This window comes from Streptomyces maremycinicus, assembly GCF_001184025.1.
In the GTDB taxonomy this organism is placed as follows: Bacteria; Actinomycetota; Actinomycetes; order Streptomycetales; family Streptomycetaceae; genus Streptomyces; species Streptomyces maremycinicus.
Window position 1 is genome coordinate 83,574 of sequence record NZ_BBYG01000011.1, and the last position, 19,512, is coordinate 103,085.

Annotated in this window: 16 protein-coding genes; 4 read left to right on the top strand and 12 right to left on the bottom strand. The window is 69.9% G+C overall.

What is annotated here, in order from left to right:
• From AOQ37_RS10980 to AOQ37_RS10995, 4 genes are all read right to left on the bottom strand, one after another.
• Positions 1–1,162, bottom strand: a 1,162-nt coding sequence (locus tag AOQ37_RS10980; RefSeq protein ID WP_062643767.1) for a hypothetical protein, incomplete at its 3' end; no start/stop codon positions are given.
• Positions 1,159–1,800, bottom strand: coding sequence for a WhiB family transcriptional regulator (locus tag AOQ37_RS10985; RefSeq protein ID WP_062643768.1), 642 nt, complete (start codon positions 1,798–1,800; stop codon positions 1,159–1,161). The genes AOQ37_RS10985 and AOQ37_RS10980, both read right to left, overlap by 4 nt.
• Before the next feature lie 163 nt (positions 1,801–1,963).
• The gene (locus tag AOQ37_RS10990) at positions 1,964–2,680 is read right to left on the bottom strand and encodes a zinc finger domain-containing protein (protein WP_062643770.1); all 717 of its coding nucleotides are present in this window, start codon (positions 2,678–2,680) and stop codon (positions 1,964–1,966) included.
• Positions 2,681–2,682: 2 nt separating this feature from the next.
• The gene (locus AOQ37_RS10995) at positions 2,683–3,567 is read right to left on the bottom strand and encodes a helix-turn-helix domain-containing protein (protein WP_062643772.1); all 885 of its coding nucleotides are present in this window, start codon (positions 3,565–3,567) and stop codon (positions 2,683–2,685) included.
• Between the two features lie 875 nt (positions 3,568–4,442).
• On the opposite strand from AOQ37_RS10995, the gene AOQ37_RS11000 reads away from it, so the two are divergent.
• Genes AOQ37_RS11000 through AOQ37_RS11015 form a run of 4 tightly spaced genes read left to right on the top strand, consistent with a single transcriptional unit; the run spans position 4,443 to position 8,040 of the window.
• Entirely contained in the window at positions 4,443–4,883 is a 441-nt protein-coding gene (locus AOQ37_RS11000; RefSeq protein WP_062643774.1) for a helix-turn-helix domain-containing protein, read from the top strand.
• A 36-nt stretch (positions 4,884–4,919) separates the two neighbouring features.
• Positions 4,920–5,432, top strand: coding sequence for a hypothetical protein (locus AOQ37_RS41220; RefSeq protein ID WP_234436869.1), 513 nt, complete (start codon positions 4,920–4,922; stop codon positions 5,430–5,432).
• On the top strand, positions 5,429–6,637 hold the full coding sequence (locus AOQ37_RS11010; protein WP_062643777.1) for an MAB_1171c family putative transporter: 1,209 nt from the start codon (positions 5,429–5,431) through the stop codon (positions 6,635–6,637). The genes AOQ37_RS41220 and AOQ37_RS11010 overlap by 4 nt, the downstream gene beginning before the upstream one ends.
• The gene (locus AOQ37_RS11015) at positions 6,634–8,040 is read left to right on the top strand and encodes an amidase family protein (protein WP_062643779.1); all 1,407 of its coding nucleotides are present in this window, start codon (positions 6,634–6,636) and stop codon (positions 8,038–8,040) included. The genes AOQ37_RS11010 and AOQ37_RS11015 overlap by 4 nt, the downstream gene beginning before the upstream one ends.
• Here the strand turns inward: AOQ37_RS11015 and AOQ37_RS11020 are convergent.
• The 8 genes from AOQ37_RS11020 to AOQ37_RS11055 form a co-directional block, all read right to left on the bottom strand.
• On the bottom strand, positions 8,037–9,614 hold the full coding sequence (locus AOQ37_RS11020; protein ID WP_062643781.1) for a hypothetical protein: 1,578 nt from the start codon (positions 9,612–9,614) through the stop codon (positions 8,037–8,039). The two genes, AOQ37_RS11015 and AOQ37_RS11020, sit on opposite strands and share 4 nt — an antisense overlap.
• A 220-nt stretch (positions 9,615–9,834) precedes the next feature.
• A complete protein-coding gene (locus AOQ37_RS11025) occupies positions 9,835–11,007 on the bottom strand; it encodes a bifunctional class I SAM-dependent methyltransferase/NUDIX hydrolase (protein WP_062643783.1) in 1,173 nt (390 codons plus the stop codon).
• A gap of 30 nt (positions 11,008–11,037) precedes the next feature.
• Complete coding sequence (locus tag AOQ37_RS11030; protein ID WP_107085174.1) at positions 11,038–11,940, bottom strand: NUDIX domain-containing protein; 903 nt, start codon at positions 11,938–11,940, stop codon at positions 11,038–11,040.
• Between the two features lie 128 nt (positions 11,941–12,068).
• Positions 12,069–13,331: a M15 family metallopeptidase gene (locus AOQ37_RS39735; RefSeq protein WP_107085175.1), complete on the bottom strand. Its 1,263-nt coding sequence runs from the start codon at positions 13,329–13,331 to the stop codon at positions 12,069–12,071.
• Entirely contained in the window at positions 13,328–14,815 is a 1,488-nt protein-coding gene (locus tag AOQ37_RS11040) for an NUDIX domain-containing protein (RefSeq protein WP_062643785.1), read from the bottom strand. The genes AOQ37_RS39735 and AOQ37_RS11040 overlap by 4 nt, the downstream gene beginning before the upstream one ends.
• A 59-nt stretch (positions 14,816–14,874) precedes the next feature.
• Positions 14,875–16,011: an NUDIX hydrolase gene (locus AOQ37_RS11045; RefSeq protein ID WP_062643787.1), complete on the bottom strand. Its 1,137-nt coding sequence runs from the start codon at positions 16,009–16,011 to the stop codon at positions 14,875–14,877.
• A 78-nt stretch (positions 16,012–16,089) separates the two neighbouring features.
• The gene (fxlM, locus tag AOQ37_RS11050; RefSeq protein ID WP_062643789.1) at positions 16,090–17,385 is read right to left on the bottom strand and encodes a methyltransferase, FxLD system; all 1,296 of its coding nucleotides are present in this window, start codon (positions 17,383–17,385) and stop codon (positions 16,090–16,092) included.
• A 111-nt stretch (positions 17,386–17,496) separates the two neighbouring features.
• Positions 17,497–19,437 (bottom strand): ATP-binding cassette domain-containing protein, encoded by a 1,941-nt coding sequence (locus AOQ37_RS11055; RefSeq protein ID WP_062643790.1) that lies wholly within the window; start codon positions 19,435–19,437, stop codon positions 17,497–17,499.
• Between the last annotated feature and the right edge of the window lie 75 nt (positions 19,438–19,512).

Consider the following 19,512-nt stretch of genomic DNA (forward strand, 5'->3'; position numbering starts at 1 on the left):
ACTCGGCGGCGGTCGGTCCCTGACGCAAATCAGGGCCCTGAGCGGGCACTTCTCGCGTCAGATGCTCGGTCCCTCCGCTCCGGGCGTCCCCCTCCGAGGCTTCCGGATTCACGGGGCCAGTCCCCGCGACCGTGCCTTCTTCTGGGGTCTCGGTCCCCGCGTCTGTCGATGTCCTCGAGTCCGCAATCTCGGGGACCGGTCCCCTCGGTCGTGTGCCCCCGACCGACTCGTCGGGACCGTGGGGACCGGCTCCGGGGACCGTCGCCTTCGTGGCCGACTGCGAGGGGACCGTGGCCGGCGTTGCGGTGCTCTGTACCGGGGACCAGGGCGAGGGCAGCGGGACGGTAGCGAGCGCGAGTGCGTGCCGGCGGGCGGCGAGCTGGTCGAGCAGGTTCGCCCGCTGGAGGGAGTCGGTGCCGACCGAGGCCCTGCCGACCGCCTTCGACAGTCGCCGCGTGAGCCGCCGGCCGCGCCAGCTCCGCTGCTGCTCGGGTGTGCGCTCGGCGAGGCGGGCGGCGAGGGCGACCGCGCGTGCAGTGGCCCGGTCCCGGGTGATCTGCGCGGCGTCGCGGTCTCGCGCGGCGATGCCGAGGCGGGATAGGAGACGCTCGCGTGCTTCCCGGCCCAGGACGGCGATCAGTCCGTGGGAGCCGGCGCCCGGGGTGCGCAGGCGCAGCTCGATCCCCATCGCGAGGTGCCACAGCGTTGCCGCGAGGACCGGCCCGACGAAGGCGCGGACTGTGCCGCCGATGGGGCCGCTCTCGGCGTAGGCGGGGATCACCTGCACTCCAGTGATCACCCAGACCAGGGTGCCGGGCAGACCTGGAGCACCCTGAGTGGCCAGGTTCTGGCGTGCCATCAGCGCGGTCGCGAAGAGCGCCAGCTCGGCCGCGGCGAACATGCCGGCCCGCTCGGCGGTGCCGGCCATGTCGAGGAAGTCGGCCGCGAAGCGCCATGAGGTGTCGGCGCTGTATGCGGTGCAGCCCAGGGCGGCAAGGGCAGCGACCTTGACCGCCGGCCCGCTGAGACGTTTCTGCGTCCGCATAGCCCGACGCCGGATTGTCCAGGCGACCACTACCAGCACGAGGGCGGCGGCCACGCCGGCGGCGAGGAGGAGAGGGAGGTCCGGAGTGGCGCTGAGGGCCAGGACGGGGTGGGTCATGCGGCCTTTCCGAGAGAGGCGTGCGCCGGAGTCGACGCTGCCGCCCGGGCTACCGACTGCTGTGTGCCGCGTGCAGCGAGCGCGGGATTACCTGCTGCCGGGGTGGTCTTCTTCCGCTTCTTCTTGGGTCGCGGCACGCCGTAGGTGCGGTCGCGGTCGAAGACCTTGTTGGCGGCCTGCCGGAGCAGGTCTCGGGCGTGCTTGTGGCTGATCTGCAGGGCGGCGGCGACCCGGTCGGGACGCCAGCCGCGCACGTAGGCGTGGTCGATGACGACCTGCCGCTCGGCCTCAGTCAGGTGCACGTCGCGCCCCTGGAAGAAGGCGATCACGCGCCGGTAGTCGAGGCGCTGGGGCAGCCCGTCGTGCAAGGGACGCCGCTCGGCTTCGGTGAGGCCGCCCCAGATGCCCTCCTTGAGGACGTTCTCCAAGGCGAAGTCAAGGCAGTCGCGGCGTACCGGGCACCAGCCGCACAGTTCCTTCGCCTCGGCGATGGCTTCGTGGTCCCGGGGGAGCGGGAAAAACATGGCGTCGGCGTCCTCGACGTCCATGCCGTGGCACGCTCCGCGGGTGTGCCAGCTGGTGTCTGCGATGCCGCGCAGGCCGGTGGCCGGCGCATCGTGGGTGGTGATGTGGCGCAAGGCGATCTCCGATGTGCTGCCGCGTCGGCCGGCCGGGGCGGTGCTCGGCGGGCGCGGCGTCGGGTGCCTGCTGCGGGCGCATGGGCGTGCGCCGCAGCCGGGGCGGGGGCGGTGATGTTGGGTGGGGGTGCTTCGGACGGGATGCACGGGCCGGATGCGCCGGTCAGGCCATGGCGCTCTGCTGGACCTGCTCGTTCTGCTGGGCCTGCTGGGCGGCGGCCAGGTCGAGGCGGCCGGGGTGCGGGGTGGCACGCGGAGCGGTTGCGCGTACTCCGTCGTCCGGGCCGATCCGCCGGCGGCGACAGGGTTCGCCGGGCTGGGCCCTGCACCAGTCGCAGCGCACGCTCAGGGCGTCGGGCTGACCCTGGGCGATGGCCGCCTCGCGCGCTGCCCGCGCGGGCCGGTAGGGGGCGAGGGCGGCTCGGGCAGCAGGCGGGATGCAAGAGCCGATCTCACGCAGCATTGCTTCCAGCCTCGGGTCGGTTCCGTCGCGACCACTGGTGATCGCCCGAGCCTGTGCCGGCTCCGCGATGCCGGCGGCGACGGCGCGCCGGGTGCCCACCAGCTCGGCGGTCCATGCGGCTTGGTCGTCCGGATCGGCGGATGGTGTCGGGTCGGAGTGCCGGGCCAGACGGTCGCGACGGTAGCTTTCCCAGGGCCGGGCCACGTCCGCGGGCAGGATCTGGTACGGCGAGGTACGGATGTGCTGGCGGGCGGCGACGCGAGCGTCCCAGCCGTGCGGGGTTGCCATCGGCACGTCGCCGAGCAGCTCGTGCCACTGGGCGAGCTGGTCGCGGGCCTCGCCCTGATCGGTGCGGATAGTGCGGGGGTCGAGTCGGCCGATGTAGGCCAGCAGGGCGGCGATTTCGCGGCGGTCCACGGTCAGCCCTCCGTTCCGGTCGGCTCGTCGAGGGCGGCGAGAAGGGCGGCGGTATGGGCCTCGGCCCGGGTCATCCCGCCTGGCGCCGAGGAGCCCTTACCCGGCACGGCGTAGAGGTTCGGGCGACCCGGGGCGTGCTCCCGGGCAACCCAGGAGCGCCAGTCGGCAGCCCAGGCATCCACCGGCCTCGGCTTGAAGGCGGCGCGGTGGGCCCGCCACTTCGCGTCGGCTGCCTGCAGGCCCTGCTCGCCGAGGCGGTCGAGGTGCCCCTGCTCGCGGGCCCAGGTGTGGGTGGCAGGGTCGACCTGCCACTCGGCAGCTGAGAGGACGGCAGCACCACCACTGCTGTACCTACGGTTCAAATCCGGTTCACTACGGTTCTGTGTGCCGGTTTCCGGTACACCGGGGTGCTGGTTTCCGGTACGTCGGGGTGCCGGTTTCCGTCGCGCCCTGCCGGTTTCCGGCACTGCCGGTTTCCGGGCCCTCGCGGTGGATTCCGGCACCTCACGCGGGCGGATTCCGCACCGCCGCAGGGCCGAGATCCGGAGCACCGGGGCGGCCTCGGGCCCCTCCTTCGACGCGTGGTCGTCGTCCTCCGCGGCGGTCTCTGCCACGGCCTTGGCGGCGAGGGGCAGGCGGTAGACGGTGCTGCGCTGCGGGCCGGTGAGGTCGTCGAGCTGCTCCAGCTCACCGGCGTCGACCAGGCGATCGATGGCCTCGCGCACAGTGGAGACGGAGGCGCGGGTGCGCTTGGCCAGGCTGGACAGCGAGGCCCAGGAGACGCACTGCTCGTCGGCCACCCGGTCGGCGATCGACAGAAGGACCAGGCGCGCGGTGCCCCGGCTGGAGCTGTGTTCCCAAACCCACTCGCGGGCTTCGCTGCTCATCGGCCGCTCCCGGAGAACGGGCGGGGCCGGCGGCCTGCCGGGGCCGGGATGGTGTCGTCCGGCTCGGGGCGCTGAGGCGCCGAGGCGGAGGTGGCTGCCGCGCAGGCCAGATGGAAGGGCCTTTTGCGCAGGGCAGGAGGCATGCGATACTTCCCTTTGCAGTGTTGCCATGCTGACGCGCCCCTTGGAAGGACTCAGCGTGGTGATGATGGGCAATCTCCGCCCTTGCCGGGGCGGGTATGCCGCTTAGCGTTCGGCGTCCGCGAGTTACCGCTCTCGGGCGCCGTCGCTGTATGGGGGACCTTCTCGGTCCGTGCTCGCGTGCTCCTCACGTCCGTCGTTGCGGGCGGGTTGCTCGGGGACGACGAACATACGCACGGACCCGTGTCAAGATCCAGACTTGGTTCTTAATCTCTGTACTGGTTGCGGAGAGTAACGGTGCGATGTGTCGCCGGAACCGCCTGTACTGCCCGGCATGAGCCGCCCTCCGGCGTCGGAGGGCACCGTTACCGCGGCTACCCTGAACGTCGAGAGCATGTCATTGTGTCCGAATTGAGGCGGGTGTCTGATATTTCCCGCGGCGGGAATGCGATGCGGATGAGGTGTTTCCACTGTCGCCTCCGCGCTTTCCGGTCGAAAATCAAAGCCTGCTGGGCCAGACGTGACATGTATTGCCGGGTGAATGTGGCTCGCGCCACTTCGCTCGGCGGGCTCCCGTCGCTCGAAACGGACAGGTCGACCCAAAAGGGCGGCGTGCGCCACACGTAAACGTGCTGGTGGGGAAGAACTTTCCATACGCGGGATCGGCCCGTCAACTCGTGTTTATCGCGAGGTAGAGTGGTCGAAGTGATTGCGAAGCTCACCGGGAAAGGATCATGAAAGTGTCGATCGAAGGTCAGGTGAACCCCAAGGGGCTCATGGACCGCCTAAACCGCCTGTTCGACACGGTGCACCCGCCCGATCGCGGCCCGTTCAGCAACGCTGAAGTGGCCGAACTGATGGAGAAGCGGGGGCTGGGCAAGCTGTCGGCCCAGTATCTGTGGCTCCTGCGGACGGGGCAGCGGGATAATCCGACGAAGCGTCATCTCGAAGCGCTGGCAGGCTTTTTCGGAGTGGATCCTGCCTATTGGTTCGACGATGTTGTCGCTGAAAAGACTGTGCAGGAACTCGAGTTGCTCGCGCTGCTTCGCGACGCGAAGATCAAGAACGTTCTTCTTCGACTCTCCGACGTCTCTGCGGATGGAAAGGACGCCATCCTGGGGATCGTCGAGGGTGTACGAAAGTCTGAGGGGTTGCCGCCCTCAACTGGCGTGTAAATCGGTCTCAGTTCAGTAAGTGATCAAGGAAAAGCAATGTGGCCTGCACGTAGGCGGAGGGGGCCCGACCTCCTGGCGGAGCTGAAGCTCCCGCACGTCACCAATATCCGCGACCTCAGCGACGAGGTCTCTCGCCGCACCGGACGGACGGTGGTCTTGGAGCCCCGGGAGCAGGCGCCCTCGGTGTGCGGGGCATGTGCCGTCACTGAGAGTGTCGTCCATGTGTTCTACGACCCACGGACCAGCTCCCTGCATCAAGACCACATCATCGCCCACGAGTTCAGCCACCTCCTGCTCGGCCACCACGAAAACCGACCGGTGTCCGCGCTGACTCCGGCCTTCATCACCAGCGTGGACCCGGCCACCGTGCAGATGATGCTGGGGCGCACCAAGTACGACGAGGACGAGGAGCGGGACACCGAACTCCTCGCCTCGCTGCTCCAGCACCGCATCATCGACCGGTGGCTGCGCAGCGACGAGTCCTCCGGGGACGAAGTTCAGGACCGGGTCACGCACACGCTTCTGCGTCGACGGGAGGCCCGGTCGTGAAGGACCTGCTCCATCCGATCAGCCTCGTCGTCGCCACGCTCGGCTTCCTCTGCCTCCTGCGGGACGTGCTGACCCGCCGCCGAGACCCCGCCTCCACCGCGCTGGCCGCCGTCTTCCTACTGTCAGGACTGTCGTTCCTGTTCTCCATCACTCCGATGTGGAACTATCTCGACCGCGTGCTCGGCACCGTCAACCTCTCCGTGCCCCTTGCGCAAGGCTGCGTCGTCGCGCTGCTGGCCTGCCAACAGGTGGTCCTCACCTACTGGGGATCCCCGCCCGAGGTCGCCCGCCAGCAAAGTCGCCGGTGGCTCGGGGCCGGCCTCGCGGTGATCGCAGGGCTGCTGGTGCTGTTCGCCCTGCTGACGCCCAGCGCGCCGCATCCGATCAACTTCACGCTGTACTACGCGCACGACGACTGGTACGCCGCGTACCTCACCCTCTACGTCACGGCCTACACCGTCGGAGAGCTGTTCCTCGCCCGCGCCTGCTGGCGCTTGGCCCGCCGCAGCACCCGTGGCTCCGTCCGCCTGGGCCTGCGCATCGTCGCCCTCGGGGCCACCGTCACCCTCGGATACAGCGCCGTCCGCATCGGCGACGTGATCGCCGGCGCCTTCGACACCTCACTCGCTGAGTGGGAGGACTTCGCCTGGACCTGTGGCGATGTCGGCGCCATGCTCACCCTCATCGGCTGGCTCGTGCCCACCATCAGCGACCAAGCGCAGAGCGTCCAGTACCGGATCAAGCAGTACCGCAGTTACTACGGCCTGCGCCCCCTGTGGCTGGTGTTCTACAGCGAAGCGCCCGAGATCGAGCTGCCGATCGACCGAGTCGACCCTGCCCAAAGACGCCGCTTCCGCCGCATCTCGATCCGGCTCTACCGCCGAGCAGTCGAAATCCGGGACGGCCGGTTCGTGATCCGCCAGTACCTAGATGCCGCAGTACGCGAGGCCAGCGAAGCCCACCACCGGGCCCGAGGGCTTCACGGCCAGGAGCTGTCGGCAGCCGTCACAGCCGACCAGATCCTCGCCGGAATAGCCGCAAGGGCCGAAGGCGCCCGCCCGGCGCCCGACCAGCTCACCGAATTTGCCGACTCCGAACGCCAGACCAGCCGGCCCATGGACGACATCGACGCTCTCCTCGATGTCGCTCGCCACTTGCTTCACCAGCCCGCCCGAGCCCCCCACCTTGAGCGAGTCTCCGGATGACGACCGATCTCACCCACCAACCGGCCCACATCCAGCTCCAGGCCCTGGACCGTCGCGAGATCTCCAGCCGAGAGCTGCTCGACCTCCACCTCGACCGGATCGACGCCAGCCACGTCAACGCCGTCATCACCCGCGACGACGAGGCGGCCCGGGCCGCCGCACTAGCGGCAGATGAACGCCGCGCCCGCAACGAGAAGAAGGGAACCCTCGACGGCCTTCCCCTCACGATCAAGGACAGCTTCGAGACGGCCGGCTTGCGCACCACTAGCGGCTCCGAGGACCTGGCGGATCACGTTCCCGCACGGGACGCTGACGCGGTCGCCCGGCTTCGTTCTCAAGGCGCCGTGATCATGGGCAAGACCAACACCCCGGCGTACTGCCAGGACCTGCACACGGACAACAGCCTGTTCGGGTCCACGCTCAACCCACACGACCTCAAGCGCACCGCCGGCGGTTCCTCCGGCGGCCCCGCCGCCGCAGTCGCCGCCCACCTGACCCCCGCCGACCTCGGCAGCGACCTCGCCGGCTCACTTCGGCTTCCGGCTCACTACTGCGGCGTTTACGGCCTGCGCCCCACGCTCGGCCTCATCCCGGCCCGCGGCCACATCCCCCGCCCGCCCGGATGGATTACCAGCAGTGACATGGTCACCCCCGGCCCCCTGGCACGCCACCCCCGCGACCTCGACCTGCTCCTCGACGCGCTGACGACGCCATCACCCGCAGAGAACAGCCCCTGGCGCGTCAATCTGCCCACCGAGCGTCGTGCAGTCGGCCAGCTCCGCGTGGCGGTGTGGGCCCAGGATGCACGCTGCCCCGTCGACCGCGAAACTGCCGATGCCATCGCCTCTGTTGAGCAGGCACTGGCCTCCGCCGGAGCGGACGTCCGCCGCACAGTGGGGCCGGTCGGCTTCGCCGACTCCCTCCGCCTCTTCGAGCAGCTCCTCCACGGCACCGCGACGGCCGCCACCGACGACGCAGCGGGCGCGGTCGAACTTGCAGCAGCGCGTGACCTGCACGAAGACGACGCGAGCCCACGGGCCACCTTCCTCCGCCACCGGACCCAGACACACCGCGTATGGCTCCGCGCCGACGAGGAGCGCCTCCGGCTCCAGCAGACGTGGCACCAGTTCTTCGCCGACAGTGAGTACGACGTCCTTATTACGCCCGCCGCTCCCACTGCGGCGATCCCGGCCGGGAGCCGCTCTCTCACGGTCGACGGCGTCGAACGGAGCTTCTTCGACCAAACCGGCTGGGCCAACCTCACCAGCCATGTCGGTCTGCCCAGCCTGGTTATGCCTCATGCGCACAGCGCCGACGGCCTCCCAATCGGTGTGCAGCTCATAGGGCCGGCCTATTCGGACCGGATCTTGCTCGCGTTGGCCGAGCGCCAGCCCTGGCTCTAGTCCAGCTGGAAACGAAGGTGAACGTCGTCCGCCCATTGCCCTGTCTCGGCGTCGCCCTCCTCCCACCGTCCTGCGTCATAGATCAGCGTCCGCGGCCCGAGCAGGACTCGTGGGAACAGGGACCGGCTCGGCACCCGGGGAAGCACCTCGATGGTGTCCACCCGGAAGGCGGGCACCTTGAATCCGCACAGATCACCATCATGGAACAGCACGGATCCGTGGCCGGAGAACCAGGCGACGAGGCTGGAGTGGGCCAGGTTGCAGACAACGGGGACGCTAATGGTCCCGGACGCGGTGTCGCAGTCCTCCTCCTCCACCTCCGGCGCCGCCAGGAGGAGTCCCCGGGGGATCGGCTGGGCCTGCGGGTCGGCTGCCGCGCCGAGGAACATCAGAGAGTTCCGGGATTCCGAGCTGGCCATGTCTTTGACCATGACAGGCACGGCGTCCCAGCCGGCCAGGCTTTTGGCATCGCGGTAGGCCGCCGCGCACTGGGCCAGATCGCCCAAACTCTTGAAGTACGTCACATCGAGAGGCGGTCCGTCGCGGTCGTCGAAACTGAAAACTGACTCGGGGTGGCAGGTAGTGAGAAAGCCAAGCAGGTCCGGATGGTCGCCAAGGAGAGCGTCGCTGTCCGGGTCGGCGAGCGCCCGCATCAGGTGCACGTACTGACCGTCCTTCTCGACCCGGGCGGAAACTGTCAGGGCGAAGCCCGCAGGGTAGACGTAACCGAAGTGGTGCTCGTTGGCGGTGCGCAGCACCGGCAGTTCCGCGGACACGGAAGTGGTTTGGACCCGCACTCTGGTGGGATGGTCCATGACGAAACCGGCCAGCAGATACGGCTGGGGCAGGTGCGCCAGGCCCCCCATGACCTTGCCGCTCAGCGCGAGTTTGCGCATCCTCCGGTCACGTCGCACCGGTTCACCAAAGGTGGCCAGGTAGAGCGCCTCCTGCTCAGCAGGTGTTCCTTGCTCGAACCACGCGTACAGGTCCAGGGATGTGATGAGGGTTGCCTGGCTGTCGGCATCGCGGTGGATCTGGATCTGGACTGGTCCGGTGATCGGTTCGGCAATCTTCCGGGCAGCGTCGGCCCGCACCTGCTCAAGGTAGCCGGGGGCGCTTACCTCCCTGATCGCGTCCCGGATCTCCGCCACGGGCCGCATGTCCTTGGGGGTGAAGTGCGTGGATTTCTTGGCGGACGCCAGGAATTGGGACAGTTCCACGATGAAGGCGGCGTCCATCAGCCGGAAATAGACGGCCGCGGACTTCGGCCCGTTCAGCTTCACCAGGGCGAGACCGGTCGGGAACTGGGCTGCCAGCAGGCACCCGGCATCCGCCCGGTTCAGCCGGATCCGCCCGTCGTCCCGATCCGTCGCGCGGACGCTGAAGCCGACGAAAACTCCGGCTACCGGTCCGGTCCCGCCGAAGTCCGCGGCCAGGTCCGGCTGGCACAGGAAGTCGAACCCGAAGTCGTGTTCGACCTTGTTGGGGATGATGAAGTTCTCCTGGCAGGAGAGCCGGAACCGGTCCTCTCCGATCGCCCCGATGCGCTGGGCGGCGTTGCGTTTTTTCGGCACGGTCCCCCGGTTCGCACGTTTCTCTCAGGCGGGCCGGGTGCGCCTCCTGCTCCCACTGCCGCATCTGCCGCTCGTTCCTCATTATCGCAGCCGCACCGGGTCGCCCGCACAGGTATCTGGTCACCGCTACGTGGCACTCGCGGGAATCTCCCTACCGGAGGCGCGGCACCTACGTCGTGTCGCGGGAGGGCATCGGTGGCGGCTCTCGTGCCAGCGCCGCCTACTTGGCTGGGGCGAAGGCAGTGAAGTGCGCCGGTGGGTGGTCGATGGGCAGGTCGGGCCGCCAGGACGTGAGGATCTGGGCGCTGCATACGAACAGGCCGTCGGGGAGCTGATCGAGCGGGTGCCATGCCCAGTCGCCGACGTTCTCGTCCGGTTGCGTGGCCGGCTGCCCTTGCCAGGCGTGGACGAGCGCGCCGACGGTGACCCGCAGGACATCTTCGACGTGGTCGACGAGCGCACCCAGGAGCCCCACGTTGGCGGTCCAAGCGACCAGACCGGTCTCTTCGGCGAGTTCGCGGACGACCGCGTCCTCGAAGGATTCCCCGGCCTCTACGCTGCCGCCAGGCAGTTCGAGGGTGCCGCGGCGGTGTCGGCCCAGCAGGATGCCCTGCTCGCTGAGCAGGATCGCGCCGACGCCGACGGCCGCATGGGTGGCGGGCGCTCGGGTGCTACGGGGCCGGCTGGAGATGCGCGCCGGCCGGTCGGGAAGGCGCCGGGCGCGGATGAGCTGCTGGATGACCGTGGCGCTCTCGTCGGGGTGTGGGTATAGGTCGATGGCTTCGACGCGGAAGCCGTACTCGGTGAGCAGGTCCTCCCACAGCTGCGGTGCCAGGACCCACATCTGAGTCGGCAGGGGCGGGTCGTCGCGCAACAGGATCGTCTGCTCGCGCGGCGCCAATTCCGTGGATGGACCGCTGCCGTGCAGGTCGGTGTGCAGGAGCGAGAGGATCAGCGGGGCGCCGGGGCGCAGGCCGTCGCGCAGTGCCGGCAGCGAGCGGTGCGGGTCGATGAAGGCGAGCGTCCCGATCGCGTACGCGGCGTCGAACGGCTCGGCTCCGGCCAGGTACTCGGTCACGTCCGCTTGGACGAACTCCACGCCGTCTACGTCCGCGTGGGCGCCGACGGCACGTTCATGCTGGGTCGGGGACAGCTCGATGCCGGTGACGCGCGCTCCGTGCGCCTGAGCGAGATGGACGGCGTGGTGGCCGGCTCCGGAGCCGATGTCCAGGACGCGGCGGCCGGTGACGTGGCCGAGGACTTCTGCTCCCGGTCCGATCCCTTCCCAGGGCGTCCAGCCGAGCCGTTCGGGGACGGGCGGGGTGTAGGCACGGGCCAGTTGGCGCTGGCCGTAGATCTGCCAGGCCCGGGTGTTGGCGTCCTCGGCGGGCACAGTTGCCTCCTGGTGAGCGGTCGTTCAGGGTCAGGTGTGCGTGATCAAGTAGGCGGGGCCCTCGCCGCGCCGGGCTCGTTCGATGGCGTCGAGGCGGGCGAAGGCGCGCGGCGCCATAAGCCTCTGCCAGGTCGCGAGGTCGTGGACGGCCCACATGTCGTGTTCCGCGGGATCGAGCCGGATACGGCCGAGCTGCTCGGCGGTTAGCCGCCCTCCGTCGAAGATGAGCCCCATCTTGTTCAGCGGCAGCCGGGGCCCGGCGTGCAGGAAGTGCGTCAGGAGCAGGATCGGTGCGTTGAGGGCGAGTTCGAGTCCGGTCTCCTCGACCGCCTCCCGCCGGGCGGTCTGCAGCGGATCCTCGCCTGGGGCGTCCAGGTTGCCGCCCGGGAACTGCCAGAGTCTCGAGCCGTAGACCGAGCGGAGCTGGACCGGCCGGTCATGCTCGTCGCGGATGTACAGGCAGCCGTACACCGTGTGGTGGGGGACGGTCTGCGCGTACTCCTCGGCCGTCATCGGCATGGGGCGGCCGGGCCGGGCAGGGCGGTGGTCGAAAGCGAGGGCGAGAACGCCGAGGGCTTCCTTGGCCAGCGGGTAGATGCCGCGGAGGTTGGCGAGCAGCTCGCTGGGCGGCCCGGCCGGGTCGATGCGCGCGGCGTCCTCCGAGCGGAGCAGGTCCTCGAAGGAGGGGTACGGGGTGATCCGCTGCACGAGGACGTCGAGTTCCCGCCCGGTATCCCGGTCGTGGAAGACGACCGTGTCGCCGACGCTGATGTCGCGCTTGTGCGGGGTGGCCACCCTTACTTCGATCGTCTTGCGCCCTGCTTCCACTTGGCGGTAGTACCGCCCGAGCAGGTGCATGTGGTGCTCGTGTGGTTCGTCTCCGGCCGACGGGCTCGGGACGGCTGGGAGCGCCTGCTGGGTGTCGTCAGGCATACATGCCTCCGTTCGATGCTTTCCGACCGTCGCGGTCGTCGGATCGCGACGGCCATGGAGCGGTGGCCGCGCTCCTGTGTCTCTGGATCGGAGTGGGCGGCGAGGAAGTGGACGAGTCCGCTGACGCGCTAAGGCAGTTCGATCGGTCCGTAGCGCGCATGCGGCTCCTGCCGCATCAGCGCGTCGTACCGGTCCGCTACCGAGAAGTGCCAGAACTCGGTCCCATAGTTCGTAAAACCCGCGCCCTCCATGGCGTTGAGCAGCAGCGTGCGATGGTGGCGCGCCTGATCGCTGAGGTTCGGAGCGTGCGTGAAGCAGGCGCCGCCGCTCTCCTCCGGGGAGGCATTGACACGGGTGCCGAGATCGAGTTCGTGGCCGTCCTGGTCGACGAGGGTCGCGTCCACGGCCGCGCCCGCGGAGTGGGGCGCGATCTCCGGTGGTGACACGTACCGGCTGGCGGCGTGATGCAGCTGCTCAATTGTCCAGCCGGGCTGAGCAGCGGTCAGCTCGTTCCGGTACTCGGTGAAGTAGCGCTGCTGGAGGGAAAGCGGCCGGTAGCCCTCGATGAACAGCAGGTCGGTGCCGGCGGGCAGGAGCGAGCGGGCGTGCTGCAGCCGGGACAGGACGCCCTCGCGGACGTGGGCGAACGCGCCCAGCGAATCCTGCTTGCGGGGATCGACACGGAACTCGTGGTCACGGACGTCGACGAGCGGCTCCTCGCATTCGCGCACCGGGATCGCGGCGACCTGCGGATCGGACATCAACACCAGAGGGTTCATCGAGTCTCCCTGTGACAGCTTGCACTGCGGTGGCGGGTCGGAGGAGGCAGAAGCCAGATCCGTTTCGCGCACGATTTGCGCGACGGTGTCCTGCAGCGTGCTGTCGGCCGGGATCACGGTCTCGAGGTCGCCGGGCAGGAGATCCATCTCGCGGTACCAGGAAGTGAGGTGGCTGTCGGTGACCTGCGCCAGGTACGCGGCGTCCGCCTTCGACGCGTGCCGGACCAACGTCGCCTCCAGCGGCACGTCCAGGTAGTAGCAGCGGGAGACGCCGCGGTGGTCACGGACCAGAGACGTGATCATGTGGCTGTAGCGGTCGGCGTACAGGATCCCTTCGAGCACCACGTGAAAGCCGGCGTTCAGTGCTTCGCGTGCGATCCTGCCCAGCAGGGCGATGTTGGCGCCGCGCGCGGTGTCGTGTTCCCTGAGCACGTTTCGGCGGATCACGTCCTGGCCCACGATCGCGACACCGCGGCCGTGGTGATCTCGCAGTCCCTGGGCCACGCTTGACTTGCCTGACGCCGAGTTGCCGCGGATCACCACGAGGCGGGTGTCCTCACGTCCAGCCGCAGTCGACACGCGACGGTGTGCGCGGTTCGTTGTGCCGGTCATGCGGGCCAGCCCGTCTCGCTGTACAGCTCCCCGTTCTGGATCTTTCCGATGGCCATCCGGGTGTAGGAGACGAGGTCGTCGGGGAGCGCGGCAGGGTCCCAGAATTTCCACTCGGTGCACTTGTCCGGCTCGCGCAGCTCCGGCTCGCCGCTCCAGGCGCGGGCGCGGAAGAACAGGCCCATGCGGGGCCGGTCTCCGGGCTGGTCGATGTGGTGGACGACGTGGATGAGTTCGACGTCCTGGCGCTCGATGCGTAGGCCAGCTTCCTCCCGTGCCTCCCGGATCAGGCAGGCGATGGCGTTCTCCTGCTCGCAATGGCCGGCCAGGGCGTGCCAGGTGGACGGCGCGAACTTGGAGTTGGGGTGGCGCAGCCCGAGCAGCACCGTCCCGTCGGGGCGCTCCAGGTAGAGGTGGACGCCGATGACGTTAAGGACCGTGCCGTTCGGCGAAGCCGGGCGACGCTCCTCGGGCGAGGGGAGCCCGCTCTGCGGCGTGGTGCTGGCTGGGCGGCTGGCGGCGTGGCGCCGTACGAGGTCGCTCGTGGTGTCGGCGATACGGAGGCGGTGGAGGTCGTCCGGGGCGAACCAGGCCAGCATCACCCCTTCCGTCAGGCGGAGTTCGCGGGGATCGCCGTTCCAGCGGCCCGCGTAGATGGCGATGGGCACGACCGCGCCGGCGTCATCGGAGGCGTACTCGGTGCCGAATAGGGTCAGATCGCCGATATCGAGGCCGGCTTCCTCGGCCAGTTCGCGCCGCACCGTGTGTTCCAGGGTGGCGTCCTGGGACTCTCGGCCGCCGCCCAGCAGGGACCACATGCCCGGCTCCCAAATCTCGCCAGGAAGGTAGTCGCGCAGGTGGAGCAGGTACTCGCCGCGGTCGTTGTAGATCAGTGCGGAGGCGTTGGCCGTCTCCGGTTCGACCAGGAGCGGGAGCTTGAGGAGCTTTTCGCGCAGGGAAGGGGAGGCCGCCCTGTCCACGGGCCGCCACTCGATGCCGCCGATCTCCTCTTCCTGCAGCATCACCTCCACCTCGTTCGCGGTGTGCAGGCGGAAGAGGAACCGGAGGTCGAAGTGCTGGTGGCCGGGTTCGTCTTTGCCCGGGTTGGCGTCGATGTCGTGGATGTTGATGTCGAGTGGCACCGTCTCGTAGCCGGGCCACGGCGTGACGGCCTGGGGCGGGATCCCGGTCTCCTCGTGCAGCTTCCGCAGCGCCGCTGCTGCCAGGGACTGGTCGGTGGGCTCGGTGTGTCCGCCAGGGGCGAGGACCTTCCCGCTCGCCAGGTGCAGCACGTGCAGGACGCGGCCGAGTGGGTCGATGACGATTGCGCCGCAGGTGACGTGTCCGGTGAACGTGGAGCGGCTTGCGATCTCGTCGCCGGTCCGGTTGAGGGCATCCAGTAGTCCGCCGAGCTGCTTGCGCTCGTGAGGGTGGCGAGCGAGGTAAGCATCGACGGTGGTGCGGATGTGATCGTGCGACAACGGCATGGGGGCTACCTCAGAGGGCGTGGAGCGGGAGGAGTCGAGGTGGGGGTGGGCGGGTCGGGTCAGCTCAGCCGCATCCCCTCCGCCGGGATCTCCTCGACGGCGGCGGTGCGAGCGATGGGCAGCCCCCACCACTTGCGTGCCGTCTCCGCCGCGAGCTGGGCTTGCCGCGCTCCCGGCGGGCCCCATCCCAGCAGCGCGGCTGCCTGGGCGGGCGTGGCGAGCAGGCGGGCGAAGGGGTGGCCGGTGGCGGGGTCGACGGCCGCCGGGCCGATGGCGGTGACCCGGACGGCCAGGCGGAGCCTTGCGTTGGGTCCCACGCCGCCGTAGACCTCGCCCGTCTCGTCCAGCACCCAGCCCAGTCGCACCGGATCGGCCAGGGTGAGCTGGGCCTCCTCGGCAGCTTCGCGGTACAGGGTGTCCTCGGGAGTCGCGTCGGTCGTCTCCACGGTGCCGCCGGGCAGGATCGGCAGTGCGCCCCGCGGGCCGGGGTCGGCCACGACGACGACCCGGCCGTCGGGGACGAAGCACCACGCCCAGGCTTGCTGCACGGGCAGCCGCTCGGGCACGGGACCGCGGTGAAGAGGGCTGTCCCACAAGGGCCGGTAGCGGACGTGGACGTCATGGCGGTCCAGCGCCGGGACGTCGAGGATGTGCCGGCCGTCGGCGAGGTGAGCGGTCGCGGTGTTCCCGAGCCGGGCACGGTAGGCGGCAAGCATGATCTGCCCGTCCACCGGGCGCAGCCTCTGCACCGCGTCCCGGGTCTCCAGGAAGGCGTGCGCGGACAGCTCCTCGCGCGGCAGGCGGATCGCCTCCACTTGGTCGGGGGTGAGGGTTCCCCCGTCGAAGACGAACCGGACCTCGCCAGGGCAGGGAGTGCCGGGCTGCAGGTCGCGGTGGTGCGGGGAGAGGGAGTGGACGGCGAGCACGGCTGACAGGGGCAGATCCAGGCCCAGTTCCTCGGTGATCTCGCGCCGGCAGGTGAGGTGCGGGTGCTCGCCGGCTTCGGCCACGCCCCCGGGCAGCAGCCACGACTCGTCCTTGCGGTAGGTGGGGTGCACCAGCAGGACCCGTCCGACCTCGTCGGTGATGATCGCGGCGGCCCCGATCCACGCCGCATGCCGGGACGCGGTGTACTGCGCCGCCGGCGCAGCGGCACGCGGTGTGACGTGATCCGAAGGGGAGACGGGAGAGGGCACGTATCTCTGCCTTTCGCGATGGTGGACGGGCGAGCGTGCAGCACGGAGGAGCAAGCGGTGGCCAGGAGGCACCGCCGTTCATCCGGCGTCGCAGCTCCCAGGGCTGGTGGGGCGGGCAGCGCTGCCGGGCACGATCGGCCAGTCCACGGTGATGCGGGTGTGCTTCTTGGCGAACACGTGCGGTTCGTGGTCCGTGCCTGCCGGGACGGGGTCAGCTGCAGGGCGGGCGGTGATGAGGGGGCAGCGGGCGCCGCGGTGGTTGAGCTGCCAGTGCTGGACCTGCTCGGCCATTTCTTGCGCGGAACCGTGTCCTTGGTCGCCGTAGCCGTGGACGACGAACTCGTACCGGCCCTTGCCGTCGTCCCCGTCGCCGATGCGCTCGGTGGCCAGCCGGGCGAGGGAGCCCCCGCGCACGATCGCGGCGGCGGGCCAGTGCCTCGGCGGCGGGTTGAGGACCTTGTTGTCGCCCTCGGAGTCGGCCTCCAGGCGGCAGAAGCCAGGCAGGGCACCGGCGAGGTAGAGGGTGAGGGCGTCGAAGGGTTCCTGTCCGCCGACAGTGACGTTGGTGCGGGTGACGGTCGGCTCGCGGGTGAGGGCGGGGGTGAGCTGGTCGACGGGCAGCGGGGTGCCGTCTTCCCAAGACAGGTGGACGCCGGTGCCGGGGACGGTGCGGCGGTTCGTGTTCCAGGCGCCGTCGCCCTGCATGGCGACAAAGCCGCAGATGATGAGCGGCTCGTCGCTGTGCAGGGCCCCCTCCTCCCTGGTGAATCCGATGGCCCAGTGGTAGCCGTGCAGACGCAGCGGTGCCACGAGACGGCCGCCCTCGGCCAGGGCGTCGATCCAGGGCAGGTCCCAGGTGTCGACGGTGACCACGATGGCGTCGAAGCCGCCGTCCGGAACCACACCGGCGGGCAGGTGCTCGGCGTCCGCGGTGACCACGCTCACGTGGTCGTATCCGGCCTGGGGCAGGAAGCGAAGGGCCCTGTCAGTGACGGCGGGGTCGATGTCGAGGGTGGTTGCGTGACCGGTCGGACCAACGAGTTGGGCGAGGAGGGCGGCGTTGTAGCCACCGGAGCCGATCTCCAGAACGCGGTGGCCGACTTGGATGCGGGCGGCTTCGAGCATCTCGGCCTGCAGCCACGGCGCGGAAATGGAGCTGGTGACCCGGCCGTCGTCGCTGTGTCGAGTCGGGACGATGTCGTTGGCGTACGCAGCGGGGAGGGGGATCTCGGGGGCAAAGGCGTGCCGGGGCACGGTGCGGAAGGCGCGCTCGACTGCGGCGGAGCGGATGTGGCTGCCGGCGCGGAGCTGCTCGACGAGCTGGTGGCGAAGCTCGCTCGCGTCGCTGACTTCAGTAGCCGGCGAAGTCGTCACGGCATTCCTTCCGGGTTGATCGGGCGGTTGGAACGTGGTGCGAAGGGAGCATCAGGAGCGGGCCGGTGTCTCTGCTCCCGCAGACCGGTGGCCCTTGCGCGGGCCCGGTGATCACGGGGTGTCCCCGCTCATCCGGCGCTGCAGCTCCCACAGGGTCCGGAACAGCCCTGGCTGCTGGGTGAGCTGGGCGTAGGTGCCCTCCTGGACGATCCGCCCTTCGTTCAACACCACGATCCGGTCGGCGACGGCCACGTTGGTGAGGCGGTGCGTGATCAGCAGGATGGCGCGGTCCTTGGCCAGTTCGCGCAGGCCGGCGAAGATCCGGTGCTCTGCGCGGGCGTCGAGGGCGGCCGTGGGTTCATCCATCACCAGCAGCGCCGCCTGCCGGTGGAACGCGCGAGTGAGGACCAGGCGCTGCCACTGCCCGCCGGAGAGCTGCTGTCCGCCGAACCACTCGCTGGTCAGGAGGGTGTTCAGGCCGGAGCGGAGGCCCGGCAGCATCTCCGCGGCGCCGGACGCCTCGCAGGCGGCTAGCAGGGCCGCGTCGCTGGTGTCGCCCTGCCCGAACGTGATGTTGTCGCGCATCGTCAGCGGCAGGTACGTGAACTTCTGCGGGACCAGCGCGACGTGCTCCCACGACCCCCACGGGTGCAGGTCCGCGGTGGAGGCGTGGTCCCAGGCCACGTCGCCCTCGGTGGGCAGCAGCAGTCCGCACAGCAGGCGCGAGAGGGTTGTCTTGCCGGAGCCGTTCTCCCCGACGAGCGCCACGATCTCCCCGCGTCGCACGTGCAGGGAGACGTTGCTCAGGCTGTCCTTGGGGGCGCCGTCGTAGCGGTAGGTGACGTCGCGGACCTCGAAGCGCTCCGGGGCCGTGGTCACGGGCGCGGTGCCGCGGGAGTCGGTCATGGCCTGGCCGTGGGCGTTGTCGAGGAAGTTCTGCCAGTCCTGTACGTACCAGCCGGTGCGCACCAGGCGGGCCCCGCCGTTGATGATGCCGCGCACTGAGCCGGTGGCGGTCTGGAGAGCGAATACGGCGCCGCCGCCGGCCGCCAGGCTCATCCGCCCGGAGGCCAGGAGCCACAGCAGTGCCGCCCACACCGCGGTCGAGGCGATCCCGCCGGCCACTGCTCCGGCCAGTCCCATCCAGGCACCGGTGTTCGCGGCTTGGCGTTCGGCGGCGTTGACCGAGGCGGCCAGCCGCCGATACCGGCCGATCAGGAAAGGGCCGGCCAGGCAGGCGCGCATCTCCTCACTGGACTCCTGATAGGCCATGTGCCAGCGCAGCTTGCCCAGCATCCGGCGCCGCCCGGAGGTCTCCAGCCCGGCGAGGTAGATCACGCGGGCAGAGCGGACGTAGGCGGCGGCCTGCGGCAGGCAGGCGAGGAAGAGCAGGGGAAGGAGCAGGGGGTGCAGGACGGTCAGGACGGTGGCGCCTGCCGCGAGCGTGGCGGTGGCCGCGAGGACGTCCTGCGCTTCTTCGACGAGGTCGGGGGTGACCTGGGCGCCGCGGTCGGCGATGTCGTAGGCGTCGTTGTAGCCGGGCTTGTTGTTGGCGGCCAATTCCGCGCCGAGCGCGGCCTCGATCATCGTCAGCTCCGCTGCCCGGCCGAGCACTGGGCGCAGACGGCCGGTCAGCCAGACGACGGTGATGCCCAGCAGGGTGCGCAGGCCGGTGGCGGCGGCGATCACGGCCAGCTGCGGGGCGGCGTCCCACAGCCGCTCGGTGATGTCGCCCGAGGAGATCAGCGCGGTGATCGTGCCCGTGACGGCCAGGAGGCTGAGGGCAGCGAGGAGGCCGGTCCCGATCTGGCACACCAGCAGGCCGATGGTCGCGCCGCGGTCCACGCGCCAGGCCATCTGCACCGAGCGCCGCACGAGCGAGGGAAGGCGCCGCGCCATGGTGCGGGAGGTCAGCAGGGAGCCGGCCTGGAGCCTCGACTCGTCGCGGTAGAGGTATTCCTCCTCTCGAACACCGGCCTCCTGCGGTTCGTCGTCCGGCGCGGTCTTCTTGGGCGGTTGCGGCGGCTGGTCCTGCGTAATGGCCGAGGTCATCGTTCCCCCTAGGACGGTCGCTGCGGCAGAGTCGTGAGGTCTAACGACACGGCTGCGATATCGAACACACGTCAT

What these genes read in the sequence shown, in the direction of transcription:
- AOQ37_RS10995 (WP_062643772.1), bottom strand. Translation starts at nt 3,567, where the DNA reads ATGAGCAGCGAAGCCCGCGAGTGGGTTTGGGAACACAGCTCCAGCCGG.
- AOQ37_RS11000 (WP_062643774.1), top strand. Translation starts at nt 4,443, where the DNA reads ATGAAAGTGTCGATCGAAGGTCAGGTGAACCCCAAGGGGCTCATGGAC.
- AOQ37_RS41220 (WP_234436869.1), top strand. Translation starts at nt 4,920, where the DNA reads ATGTGGCCTGCACGTAGGCGGAGGGGGCCCGACCTCCTGGCGGAGCTG.
- AOQ37_RS11015 (WP_062643779.1), top strand. Translation starts at nt 6,634, where the DNA reads ATGACGACCGATCTCACCCACCAACCGGCCCACATCCAGCTCCAGGCC.
- AOQ37_RS11030 (WP_107085174.1), bottom strand. Translation starts at nt 11,940, where the DNA reads ATGCCTGACGACACCCAGCAGGCGCTCCCAGCCGTCCCGAGCCCGTCG.
- AOQ37_RS39735 (WP_107085175.1), bottom strand. Translation starts at nt 13,331, where the DNA reads ATGACCGGCACAACGAACCGCGCACACCGTCGCGTGTCGACTGCGGCT.
- AOQ37_RS11040 (WP_062643785.1), bottom strand. Translation starts at nt 14,815, where the DNA reads ATGCCGTTGTCGCACGATCACATCCGCACCACCGTCGATGCTTACCTC.
- AOQ37_RS11055 (WP_062643790.1), bottom strand. Translation starts at nt 19,437, where the DNA reads ATGACCTCGGCCATTACGCAGGACCAGCCGCCGCAACCGCCCAAGAAG.